Here is a 12,109-nt window from a genome sequence, read left to right as displayed (position 1 = left end):
CATCAAATCGACCATCAATGAGAAGCGGATCGAGAAACGCACCACCCGTCCGAGGGAGACTGTCTGATGGCCTGGACTCGCGATGAAATGGCTGCCCGTGCCGCCAAGGAACTGAGGGACGGATACTATGTGAATCTCGGTATCGGCATCCCGACGCTGGTAGCCAATCACATTCCACAGGGTATCGACGTCACGCTACAGTCGGAAAACGGCATGCTCGGCATGGGCCCGTTCCCCTATGACGGGGAGGAGGATCCCGACCTGATCAATGCCGGAAAGCAGACCATCACAGCACTGCCCACGTCGAGCTTTTTTTCGTCGGCTGACAGCTTCGCCATGATCCGCGGCGGCCACATCGACATGGCAGTGCTTGGAGCCATGGAGGTCGCCGCCAATGGCGATCTCGCCAACTGGACAATTCCGGGCAAGATGCTCAAAGGCATGGGCGGCGCCATGGATTTGGTGGCGGGTGTCAAGCGTGTCGTTGTGTTGATGGAACATGTCTCGAGAACCGGTGCACCAAAAATTCTGGAGCGCTGTGCTCTGCCGCTGACCGGCACGGGCGTGGTGGATCTGATTATTACCGACTTGGCCGTGCTGAAAGTGAACAAGGCGACCAAGACCCTGGAGTTGCTGGAACTGGCGCCGGGCGTGACAGAGGATGATGTGCGCGCCAGGACCGGCGCACCCATTGCCGTACGGGATATGGCATAATGCCAGAAGCATTTATCTGTGATGCCGTTCGTACGCCCATCGGCCGTTTCGGCGGGGCGCTTGCGTCTGTGCGCGGAGACGATCTGGCGGCCGTTCCCCTCAAAGCGCTGCTGGCGCGTAGTCCGGGGCTGGACCCGGCCGCGATTGATGACGTGATCCTGGGCGGTGCCAACCAGGCCGGTGAAGACAACCGCAATGTTGCCCGAATGGCGGCCCTGCTGGCCGGGCTGCCGGAATCCGTGGGCGGCGTGACCGTCAACCGCCTGTGCGCGTCGGGCCTCGAGGCTGTCGGTGCAGCGGCACGCGCAATCCGCTCGGGCGATGCGGATCTGCTCCTTGCTGGAGGGGCAGAGAGCATGACGCGCGCGCCATTTGTGATGCCCAAGGCGGAGGCTGCCTTTTCGCGTGCGAGCGCGGTTTACGATACCACCATAGGCTGGCGGTTCGTCAATCCGCGTCTGAAGGCAGCTTACGGCGTAGACTCCATGCCAGAGACGGCCGAGAATGTTGCACGGGAATTCGGCATTTCCCGTTCGGATCAGGATGCTTTTGCATTGCGCAGCCAGCAGCGCACGGCGGCGGCTCAGGCGAAAGGGTGGTTTGCCGCAGAAATCACGCCGGTTGTTATCGCCAGCCGCAAGGGCGGTGAGACGGTTGTCGATGCAGACGAACACCCACGGCCCGAAACTTCGCCCGATTCCCTGGCCAGGCTGAAGCCGATCGTGAAGGCGGACGGAACCGTAACTGCGGGCAACGCTTCGGGCGTGAATGATGGTGCGGCGGCAATGATCGTGGCGAGTGAGGCTGCAGTTAAGTGTTTCAATCTTACCGCTCGCGCGCGCATTCTGGGGATGTCCAGCGCGGGCGTGTCGCCGCGGATCATGGGATTGGGCCCAGTTCCGGCAACGCGGAATCTGCTCGACCGTCTTGGCCTTAGGATCGAGCAACTGGATGCCATCGAACTGAACGAAGCCTTTGCTGCCCAAGGGCTCGCCGTGCTGCGCAATCTTGGCATTCCTGATGATGATGCACGCGTCAACTCAAATGGCGGAGCGATCGCTTTGGGTCATCCGCTTGGCATGTCAGGCACACGTCTGGTCCAGACGCTGGTACATCAACTGGAAGAAAGCGCCGGCAAACTGGGCCTTGCAACCCTGTGCGTGGGCGTAGGGCAGGGGCTTTCTCTTGTAGTGGAGCGGGTATGACCGACAATCAGTACGTAATCGTGGACGATGGGTGCCGCATTGCCTGGCGGTTCGACGGACCCGAAAATGCCCCGGTGCTTCTGCTGTCGAACTCGCTGGGCACAGACATGCATATGTGGGATCCGCAAATCGCGGCACTGACAAGTCGTTACCGGATTCTGCGCTATGACAGCCGCGGGCACGGGCGGTCCGACGGTCCGGCAGGCAGTTATTCCATGGATAGGCTAGGGCGGGATGCCGTCGCGTTGTTGGATGCGATGGAATTGGACAGCGTTCACTTCTGTGGTCTGTCCAAGGGAGGCATGGTCGGTCAGTGGCTGACATTGCGCGCGCCGGAACGGCTTGAGCGAGTGGTGCTCGCCAATACTTCCGCTTACATGGGGCCGCCAGCCAACTGGCAGGCGCGCATCGAAGGCGTTCTAGCCAACGGCATGGCCCCACTTGCCGAGGCCTCGATCGAGCGCTGGTTTACACCTTCGTTCCCGGGATCCGCGCCGGAGCGGGTCGCGCGTATTCGGGAAATGCTGCTCTCCAACAACCCGATTGGCTATGCAGGGTGCTGTGCCGCCATCCGAGACATGGATCTGCGGCCAACGGCATGCCTCAACCGGGTACCGACCCTTGTGATTGCGGGCAGCAAGGATCCGGCGACATCGGTGGAGGAAGGCCGTTTCCTTGCTGAGAGCGCAGCCGACGGGCGACTTCTGGTTTTGACTGCTGCTCATTTGTCGAACGTAGAAATGCCAGACGATTTCTCGAGGGCTGTCCTGGCCTTCTTAGCGGAAGAGTAGGGGCAACGGCCTTTCCTGTTGCGTACCTAGAACGAGAGAGCGCCGGCACGTGCTCGCTTGCGCACGGCGGCTGCGCCCGACATAGTGTATCGGGTGCAGCCGTTGCTGGTGGGAGTGGATGGCAGGACTTCGCATCGCAGTCATCGATGATAACCCGGTTCGGGGCGCCGTGCTTGAAGCAGGGCTTCGCGAGGCAGGTCTGGCCGATATTCATATCCTGAGCGGCCGCACGCGATTGCTGGCTCGGCTGGTTGAAATCGAGCCCGATGTTGTGCTGATCGATATTGAAAATCCCAGCCGCGACGTGCTGGATGAGATGTTTCAGGTCTCTCGCGCCGTTGCCAGGCCCATTGCCATGTTTGTCGACCAGTCGGACGCGTCCATGATCGAGGCTGCGATCGATGCCGGTGTCTCTGCCTATGTGGTAGATGGGCTGCGCAAGGAGCGGGTGAAGCCGATCCTCGACCTGGCTGTGAGTCGTTTCAATTTCCACGCACGGCTGACCGCCGAATTGACGGCTGCAAAGACGGCGCTCGCCGAGCGGAAGCTGATCGATCGAGCCAAGGGCATAATCATGCGCCAGCGCGGCATCGCCGAGCCCGACGCCTACGCCCTTCTGCGTGGCAGCGCGATGAAGCAGGGGCGCAAGATTGCCGATATAGCGCAAGCCATCATCACCGCCGACGAGCTGCTGACAGGGGGAGAGGGGGCATGAACGCCATGCGGCTTGATAAGGGCGAGGCTGTTCGGATCGGCTTCCTCCCGCTGGTGGACAGCGCCATTCTGATTGCCGCGCAGGAATGCGGCTTTGCACAGCAGGAAGGCGTTGAAATCGAGCTGATCCGCGAAGTTTCCTGGTCGAATATCCGTGACCGGGTGGTTCACGGCCGTCTGCACGCCGCTCATATGTTGGCCGGACTGCCCATTGCCGTCAGCCTCGGCCTCGGTCAGCCCGCAACGCCGCTGATCGCTCCTTTCAGTCTCGGCCTGAACGGCAACGCAATTACTGTTTCCATACCGGTGGCCGATGCGCTCGGGCTGGAGGGACTGGCCGAGCCGGGCGTGAGCGCCAAAAGCCTTGCGTCTCTGGTGCGCCGCCGCAGCGCGGAGGGTTTGCCTGCGCTGCGGCTCGGGATTGTCCATCCCTTCTCCTCCCACAATTACATGCTGCGCTACTGGCTGGCCTATGCCGGCTTGGATCCGGATAACGACATGGATCTCGTCGTCGTGCCGCCGCCGTACATGGTGGATGCCCTGCAAAGCGGCGAGGTGGACGGTTTTTGCGTGGGAGAGCCCTGGAATAGTGTTGCGGTGGCCCAGGGCGCCGGCCGCATTGTGGCGCTGGGCAGCCGCATCTGGCAGCGGGGCGTTGAAAAGGTGCTTGGCTGTCGTGCGGACTGGGCAGAAGGCAACCCCGAGACACTGGCGGCGCTCATCCGCGCGCTTGATCATGCGGCGGCATGGGCCGGTGATCCGGCCAATCACGCTGCGCTGGCGGAAATGCTGGCCAAGCCCGCCTATCTCAATCGTCCGGCCGAACTCATTTGGGGGGCAATCGGCGGTCGGCTGGCCGTCTCGCCGGGAGAGGACGCAGTCGAGGCCCGGGATTTCCTGCTGTTCTACAAAGATGCCGCCAACTTTCCATGGGTGAGCCAGGCCCTGTGGATCTACTCCCAGATGGTGCGCTGGGGTCAGGTTCCGGCAGGCCCTGATACGGAAGCGGCGGTGCGCCGGGTATTTCGCACGGATCTCTATCGCCAGGCGCTGGGGCAGAGCAAGACGCCAATGCCCGGGGCCAACGCGAAGGTGGAGGGTTCTCTCGACATCTCGCTACCCGTCGGGTCGCCCCGCGGTCGCCTCTCCATCGGGCCGGATCGGTTTTTCGACAACCGGGTGTTCGACCCCGAGGATATTGCTGGCTATCTGCGCGTGCTGAGAGCCCAGGAAGCCATCTGAATTTGCCGGCCCGGCTACCGCAGCAGATGGCTCGTCAGCCAGCCGACAGCCAGCAGCGCCGAGGTCAGCTTCCAGAACAGCAGCGGATTGCGATGGTAGATCGGGACCGGCGCGCTGATTTTTGGTGTGCCCCGGGCAAAGCCGTTCTCCAGCTCAAGCGCGAACTCGATGGCATCGCCCGGGCGCTCCTTGGGGTTGAGCGCAATAGCGCGTGACAGGGTGGCGTCGAGCCAGGCGGGTAGGTCGGGGCGGTGGCGGCTGAGCGGCGCAGGCCGGCCGAAACGCGGGTGGCTGAAGGGCTCTACCTCGCCGTAAGGATATACCCTGGCAAAAGCCCGGTAGAGCGTCACGCCCAGCGCGAAAATATCCGACCCCTCGTCGCCGGGCTGGCCGGCGAACAGCTCGGGGGCCATGTAGCTCGGCGTGCCGGGAATGTCCTCAGCCAGGACCTCTTCCCTGTAGGGCAGCCGCGCCGCGCCGAGGTCGATCAGTTTAAGCCCGCCGTCCTTCTCGAGAATGATATTCTCCGGCTTGATGTCCCTGTGCACGATGCCCGCCCGGTGCAGAGCCGCAATGCCCTTGGCAAGCTGCAGGCCCAGGTGCAGACCGTCTTCCAGTGATAAGGGTGGTTCGCGGGTAAGGCGCGCCTCCAGCGTCTCGCCATCGTAAAAAGGCATGACGGAGTAAAGGCAGGTCTGGCGCTCTGGCGGCAGTTCAATGGTCTCCCCCACGAACGGGCTACGCAGCCGCGCGGCAATCCACGCCTCACGCACGAAGGCCGCACGATGCGTCATGATGCTGGCGGCCTCGGGCTTGGGAAACTTGAGTACAACGGAGCGGTCGCCGTGCAGATCCTCGGCCATGAACAGCCGGCCATACCGGCCATCCGCCAGCTGGCGGACCAACATGAAGCCGTCGATGCAGGTGCCAGTCTCGGGCATGTCGGCCACCGGTTGTGCGGCAAAGGCAAGGTTCAGCTCGGCGTGATCGGCCGCCGGCAGATCGAGCACGTCGACCACCAGCACAGTCGCGTTGTCATGGCTTCCGGCGGCAAGTGCAGCCTCCACAATGCGGTCGGCGTCCTCTTGGGGAGTTGAGCGGCGCTGCAGCAAAGTGCGCAGCGCCCGATCACCCAGCGCGCCGTGGACCCCGTCGGTACACAGCAGAAAGCGGTCGTGAGGGCGCAGCGGCCGAGCCGCATAATCCAGCCGGACCGATGCCTCGATGCCGACGGCGCGGTAGAGGACATGATTGAGATCGGGCTGGCTGAGCGTGTGGTCCGTGGTGAGGCGGGTCAGGGTGCCATCCTGAAGAACATAGATCCGGCTGTCTCCTACGCTCAGCACATGCGCCCGGCGCCCTTGGAGAATAAGGGCAGCAAAGGTGGTGGCGGCCGCGTGGAGCGCCGGGTCCAGCCGGCCCTGCGCATGCACCCAGCGGTTGAGGGCCTCGACGACGCGCCCGGCAGCCCGCTGCACACCAAGGGTGGCGGGCTGGCTGTAATAGCCGTCGATGAACTGCCGTACAGCCAGTTCCGCCGCGACCCGCCCGCCCTTCGATCCGCCAACGCCGTCTGCAATGGCGGCGACTATGCCTCGTTGCGCGCATTCCGTCGCTGTGCCGAAGTACAACCCGGCATAATCCTCATTATGGGAGCGCCTGCCCTTGTCGGTGGCAAGGCCGCTCTCGATCTGCAGCAGGCTGGTCGGCGCCACGTCAACCCTTTCCTTGCACGGCGGACAGCCGCCGAAATCCGGCCTCAGGCGAAGCCTGAGCCTAAAGATCAATTGAAACCATGTGCCGCAGAAGTGTGCAAATAATTTGTGCAAAAAATAATAATGCCCAATTAGTGGGCACCTGTGTTCTGGGACTAACTCGGGATATTCACGCTAAACCTTTGTAACTCGGCGTCTGCGTCTGAAGTCAGGCAGCTGGCACGATGCTTGCTTAGCTTTCTGACGCCAAGACTGTCTCCGCTGCGATGACGCGGCGGGCATGCCCCAACGAGGGGGCGCTTCCGGCAAGACAATCCCCTCGTATGTCATTGATGGAGCATGCCATGAGCACAGGATTCTGGAAGTCCGGGCACAAGCCAACGCTTTTCGCCGCTTTTCTATATTTTGATCTCAGCTTCATGGTCTGGGTGCTGCTCGGCCCCCTCGGTGTCGACATTGCTCTCGACCTCGGCCTCAACGCTGCCGAGAAGGGCTTGATGGTGGCGCTTCCTGTTCTGGCGGGTGCGCTCCTGCGCATCGTGATGGGCGTGATGGTCGACCACCTTGGCCCCAAGCGCACCGGCCTTATCGGTCAAGTCGTCGTCATTGTCGGGTTGCTTGCCGCTTGGGCGCTTGGCATCGGCAGTTTTGCCCACGTGCTGGCGCTCGGGCTGGTGCTGGGCGTTGCTGGTGCGGCTTTTGCCGTTGCCCTGCCGCTCGCCTCCCGGTGGTATCCGCCGCAGTATCAGGGCACGGCGCTGGGTATTGCAGGCGCAGGCAACTCGGGCACCGTGCTGGCCGCCCTGTTCGCACCGAGCCTTGCCATTGCCTTTGGCTGGACCAACGTGTTCGGCCTCGCCGTCCTGCCTCTGACGGCGGCGCTCCTCGTCTATGTCCTGATGGCCAAGGACAGTCCGAACAAGCCTGCGCCCAAGCCATTTGCCGCCTATTTTACGCCCCTCAAGAGCAGCGACGCCTGGTGGTTCATGTTCTTCTATGGCGTGACCTTCGGCGGCTTCAGCGGCCTGACCTCCTCGCTCACCATCTACTTCAACGACCAGTACGGGCTGGACCCGGTCACGGCCGGCTACTTCACCGCAGCCTGCGTGTTCGCAGGATCCCTGGTGCGGCCTCTCGGCGGCTATATCGCTGACCGCCTAGGCGGCATTCGCTCGCTCTCAATCATGTACACGGTGGCCGCCGCTGCACTGGCGGTCGGCGGTGTCGGCCTGCCGCACGCCATGCAGGCGCTCACCGTGTTCGTCATTGCCATGCTGGCGCTGGGCATGGGCAACGGCGCGGTCTTCCAGCTGGTCCCCCAGCGGTTCCGCGAGGAGATCGGCGCGATGACCGGACTGGTGGGAATGGCGGGCGGCGTCGGCGGTTTCTACCTGGCCTCCAGCCTCGGCATGGCCCGGCAACTGACCGGCGCCTACCAGGACGGTTTTCTCATTTTCGCCGGCCTCGCGCTCATGGCGCTCGTCGGCCTCACCAGCATCAAGCGCCGCTGGCGCACCACCTGGGGCGTCGTCGCCCAGGCCCGTATCTGATTTTTCTCGAAAGGTTACAGATCATGGCACGAGAAGACAGGCGAGAACTCCGTGAAAAACTCGTGGTGGTGGGCAACGGCATGGCCGGATGCCGCGCGGTCGAGGAGGTGCTGAAGCGCGACCCCGACCGCTACGACATCACCATCTTCGGGGCGGAGCCGCGGGTGAACTACAACCGCATCATGCTGAGCCCCTTGCTCGCAGGCGAGAAGAGCTTCGAGGACATCATCATCAACGATGAGAGCTGGTACGCCGCCAACGGCATCACGCTGATCGCAGGCGACGCTGTAACAGAAATCGACCGGGCCGCACGTGCCGTACGCAGCGCCTCGGGCAGGCAAGTCGAATATGACCGGCTGCTGCTGGCGACCGGCTCCGACCCGTTCGTGCTGCCCGTCCCCGGTGCACAACTGCCAGGTGTCGTCACGTTCCGCGACATGGACGATGTGGACGCCATGCTGCGCGCCAGCGAGGAGCGCACCTACGCTGTTGTCATCGGCGGCGGCCTCCTCGGGCTGGAGGCGGCGCATGGCCTGTCCTTGCGCGGCATGAAGGTCACTGTCATCCACCTGATGCCGACGCTGATGGAACGCCAGCTCGACGAGGCGGCAGGTTTCTTGCTGAAAAGCGCGCTGGAGGCGCGGGGGCAGACCATCCTGACCGGGGCCGAGACGCAGGAGATCGTCGGTGCAACCCATGTTGAGGGCGTGCGGCTGAAGGACGGACGGTTCATTCCTGCCGACATCGTGGTGATGGCGGTCGGCATCCGCCCCAACACGGGCCTGGCCAGGGCCGCTGGGCTGGATGTGGGCCGCGGTATCAAGGTCGATGATCACATGCTCACCTCCGACCCCGCTGTGCTGGCGGTGGGCGAGTGCGTCGAACACCGGGGCCTGTGCTACGGCCTTGTCGCCCCCTTGTGGGAAATGTGCAGCGCGTTGGCCGATGCGCTGACGGCCACGCCGTCGGACGGCTATCAGGGCTCCGTCACTTCGACCAAGCTGAAGGTGTCGGGCATCGATGTTTTCTCGGCCGGCGATTTCTCAGGCGGGCCGGAGTGCGAGGATATCGTGTTGCGCGATGCGTCGCGTGGCATCTACAAACGAGTCGTCATCCGCGATGATCGCCTGGTGGGCGCCGTGCTCTACGGCGATACGAGCGACGGCGCATGGTACTTCCAGCTGCTCAGAGAAAACGCCGATATCTCGGGCGTGCGCGACAGCCTGATTTTCGGGCAGGCCTTTGCGGAGGGCGGTACTTACGCGGACCCTCGCCAAGCCGTTGCAGCGCTGTCGGATAATACGGAAATCTGCGGCTGCAACGGCGTATGCAAGGGTGCGATCACCAGCGCCATCACGGCCAATGGCCTCTCGACGCTCGATGCGGTGCGTAGCGTGACAAAAGCATCGGCCTCATGCGGCTCCTGCACCCCGCAGGTCGAAATGCTGCTGAGCCTGACGCTGGGCGATAATTATTCCGGGGAGCGGGCGGTCAAGCCCATGTGCAAGTGCACCGACTTCACCCACGACGAGGTGCGTACGCTCATCCTGGAAAAGGAACTGAAGGCCATCCCCGGCGTCATGCAGGCGCTGCACTGGAAGACGCCCGATGGCTGCTCCAGCTGCCGCCCGGCGCTGAACTACTATCTGCTGTGCGCCTGGCCCGGCGATTACGCGGACGACCAGCAGTCCCGCTTCGTCAACGAGCGGCTTCACGCAAATATCCAGAAGGATGGCACCTATTCGGTGGTGCCCCGCATGTGGGGCGGGCTCACCTCGGCCCATGAGCTACGCGCCATTGCGGATGTTGTCGAAAAATTCAGCATCCCGACCGTCAAAGTGACAGGCGGCCAACGCATCGACCTGTTCGGCGTCAGAAAGGAAGACTTGCCGGCGGTGTGGGCGGACCTGAACGCCGCAGGTATGGTCTCGGGCCACGCCTACGGTAAGGCGCTGCGCACGGTCAAAACCTGCGTGGGTTCGGAATGGTGCCGGTTCGGCACGCAGGACTCGACCGGCCTTGGCGTCAGGATCGAGCGCATGACCTGGGGCTCGTGGATGCCGCACAAGTTCAAGATTGCGGTCTCAGGGTGCCCCCGCAATTGCGCCGAGGCAACCATCAAGGATTTCGGCATCGTCTGCGTGGACTCCGGCTACGAACTCCATATCGGCGGCAACGGTGGCATGAAGGTGCGCGCGACCGATCTCCTCTGCAAGGTGGAGACCGAAGAGCAGGTGATGGAGACGTGCGCCGCCTTCATCCAGCTCTATCGCGAGGAGGCACGCTACCTGGACCGCACCGCGCCGTGGGTGGAACGGGTCGGGCTTGCCTATATCAAGCAGCGCATCGTCGAGGATGCGACAGGCCGCGCCGAGCTGGCCGCCCGCTTCCGCTATTCCCAGAAATTCCATCAGGACGATCCATGGGCGAGCCGTGCCGCCGGGCGCGACGCCCACCTGCATCAGCCGCTGAGCCTTGCCGCTGAGTAACTGGCCAGCAAGAACAAGGGAGACGAGAAATGACTGACCGCTGGATCGACATTGGCATCATTCACGAAATCCCCCGCCTAGGTGCGCGGACCGTGCCGACGCCGCAGGGCGACGTGGCAGTGTTCCGCACGCGCGAGGATGACGTGTTCGCGCTGTTCGACCGCTGCCCGCACAAGGGCGGGCCGCTAAGCCAGGGCATCGTACACGGGCGCAGCGTCTCCTGCCCCCTGCATAACTGGGTGATCGGGCTGGATACCGGCGAGGCGCGCGCGCCCGACAAAGGTTGCGCTCACCGCTTGCCGGTGAAGGTGGAGAACGGGCGCATCAAGCTCGCCCTGCCTCTGGCCGTGGCGGCCTGAGCAATGGGCGAGATCCGCACCACCTGTCCCTATTGCGGCGTCGGTTGCGGCATCCGGGCGGACGCGAACGGGAACCGCAGCGCCCAGATCCGGGGCGACGAGGCGCACCCGGCCAACCGGGGGCGTCTCTGCTCCAAGGGCACCCATCTGGCTGAAACGGTTGGGCTGGAGGGGCGGCTGCTCCACCCGCAGGTGGACGGGAGGCGGACGGGCTGGGATGAGGCGCTGACACGCGTGGCGGACGGCTTTGCCCGCGCGATCGCCGAGCATGGCCCGGACTCGGTGGCGTTCTACGTCTCCGGCCAGCTGCTGACGGAGGACTACTACGTCGCCAATAAGCTGATGAAAGGCTTCATCGGCTCAGGCAATATCGATACCAACTCACGCCTGTGCATGGCCTCCGCCGTCGCCGGTCACCGCCGCGCTTTTGGAGGGGACGTGGTGACTGCCTCCTATTCCGACCTCGACGAGGCGGACCTCATCGTGCTGGTCGGCTCCAACACCGCATGGTGCCACCCTGTCATCTACCAGCGCATCATGGCGGCGCGGGAGAAACGCGGCACCAAGCTCGTCGTCATCGACCCGCGCCGCACCGAGACCTGCGAAACGGCCGACCTGCACCTCGCCATCAGGCCCGACAGCGACATACGTTTGTTCAACGGATTGCTCGCCTTCCTTGCGGAGAGCCGCGCGTGGGACGAAGACTTCATCGCCCGCCATGTTGCCGTACCCCCCGGTTTGCGCGAGCAACTCACGGCAAGCGCCGGTCTGCTGGACGTGGCACGCGACTGTGACGTCTCCGCGAGCGACCTTGCCAAATTCTATGCGCTGTTCGCGGCAACGCCCCGCACCCTGACCCTGTTCAGCCAAGGCGTGAACCAGTCAATCAACGGCACCGACAAGGTGAATGCCATCATCAACTGCCATCTGGCCACGGGGCGCATCGGCAAGCCGGGGGCCGCGCCCTTTTCCATCACCGGTCAGCCCAACGCCATGGGCGGGCGGGAAGTAGGCGGCCTCGCCAACCAGTTGGCCGCGCACATGACCTTCGAAAGCGCCGCGGACATCGACCGGGTCCGCCGCTTCTGGCGCGCGCCGAACATTGCAAGAAAGCCAGGCCTCAAGGCGATCGACCTGTTCCGCGCGGTAGAAGAGGGGCGCATCAAGGCGCTGTGGATCATGGCAACCAATCCCATGGTCAGCCTGCCGGGCGCAGGAGCCGCGCGTGCGGCGCTTGAAAAATGCCCGCAGGTTGTCGTCTCCGACTGCATGGCACGTACCGATACGCTGGAGCTTGCACATATCGCCCTGCCTGCTGCTGCCTGGGGCG

Annotated in this window: 10 protein-coding genes; 9 read left to right on the top strand and 1 reads right to left on the bottom strand. The window is 63.8% G+C overall.

Annotated features, from left to right (window positions below):
• Window positions 1-66: 66 nt before the first annotated feature.
• The 5 genes from VIG90_RS07595 (at window position 67) to VIG90_RS07575 (ending at window position 4,666) form a co-directional block, all read left to right on the top strand.
• A complete protein-coding gene (locus VIG90_RS07595; RefSeq protein ID WP_331592892.1) occupies window positions 67-714 on the top strand; it encodes a 3-oxoacid CoA-transferase subunit B in 648 nt (215 codons plus the stop codon).
• The gene (pcaF, locus tag VIG90_RS07590) at window positions 714-1,919 is read left to right on the top strand and encodes a 3-oxoadipyl-CoA thiolase (RefSeq protein ID WP_331592891.1); all 1,206 of its coding nucleotides are present in this window, start codon (window positions 714-716) and stop codon (window positions 1,917-1,919) included. The genes VIG90_RS07595 and pcaF overlap by 1 nt, the downstream gene beginning before the upstream one ends.
• The gene (pcaD, locus tag VIG90_RS07585) at window positions 1,916-2,710 is read left to right on the top strand and encodes a 3-oxoadipate enol-lactonase (protein WP_331592890.1); all 795 of its coding nucleotides are present in this window, start codon (window positions 1,916-1,918) and stop codon (window positions 2,708-2,710) included. The genes pcaF and pcaD overlap by 4 nt, the downstream gene beginning before the upstream one ends.
• 118 nt (window positions 2,711-2,828) lie before the next feature.
• On the top strand, window positions 2,829-3,425 hold the full coding sequence (locus VIG90_RS07580; protein WP_331592889.1) for an ANTAR domain-containing response regulator: 597 nt from the start codon (window positions 2,829-2,831) through the stop codon (window positions 3,423-3,425).
• A complete protein-coding gene (locus tag VIG90_RS07575) occupies window positions 3,422-4,666 on the top strand; it encodes a CmpA/NrtA family ABC transporter substrate-binding protein (protein ID WP_331592887.1) in 1,245 nt (414 codons plus the stop codon). The genes VIG90_RS07580 and VIG90_RS07575 overlap by 4 nt, the downstream gene beginning before the upstream one ends.
• A 14-nt stretch (window positions 4,667-4,680) precedes the next feature.
• Here VIG90_RS07575 and VIG90_RS07570 read toward each other — a convergent pair whose 3' ends face one another.
• Window positions 4,681-6,381 (bottom strand): bifunctional protein-serine/threonine kinase/phosphatase, encoded by a 1,701-nt coding sequence (locus VIG90_RS07570; protein ID WP_331592886.1) that lies wholly within the window; start codon window positions 6,379-6,381, stop codon window positions 4,681-4,683.
• Window positions 6,382-6,725: 344 nt separating this feature from the next.
• Here VIG90_RS07570 and VIG90_RS07565 point away from each other — a divergent pair, with 344 nt between their 5' ends.
• The 4 genes from VIG90_RS07565 to VIG90_RS07550 form a co-directional block, all read left to right on the top strand.
• Window positions 6,726-7,931, top strand: coding sequence for a nitrate/nitrite transporter (locus VIG90_RS07565; protein ID WP_331592885.1), 1,206 nt, complete (start codon window positions 6,726-6,728; stop codon window positions 7,929-7,931).
• A 23-nt stretch (window positions 7,932-7,954) separates the two neighbouring features.
• The gene (nirB, locus tag VIG90_RS07560; protein WP_331592884.1) at window positions 7,955-10,420 is read left to right on the top strand and encodes a nitrite reductase large subunit NirB; all 2,466 of its coding nucleotides are present in this window, start codon (window positions 7,955-7,957) and stop codon (window positions 10,418-10,420) included.
• A 29-nt stretch (window positions 10,421-10,449) separates the two neighbouring features.
• Window positions 10,450-10,779 carry a nitrite reductase small subunit NirD gene (gene nirD, locus VIG90_RS07555; protein WP_331592883.1) on the top strand — a complete coding sequence of 110 codons (330 nt, stop codon included), beginning with the start codon at window positions 10,450-10,452 and terminating at the stop codon, window positions 10,777-10,779.
• A gap of 3 nt (window positions 10,780-10,782) precedes the next feature.
• The coding region (locus VIG90_RS07550; protein WP_331592882.1) for a molybdopterin-dependent oxidoreductase at window positions 10,783-12,109 on the top strand (1,327 nt) is incomplete at its 3' end.

Origin of the sequence: Pedomonas sp. (genome assembly GCF_036515995.1) — a bacterium.
Lineage (GTDB): Bacteria > Pseudomonadota > Alphaproteobacteria > Sphingomonadales > Sphingomonadaceae > Pedomonas.
This window is presented reverse-complemented; position numbering and strand designations above follow the sequence as displayed.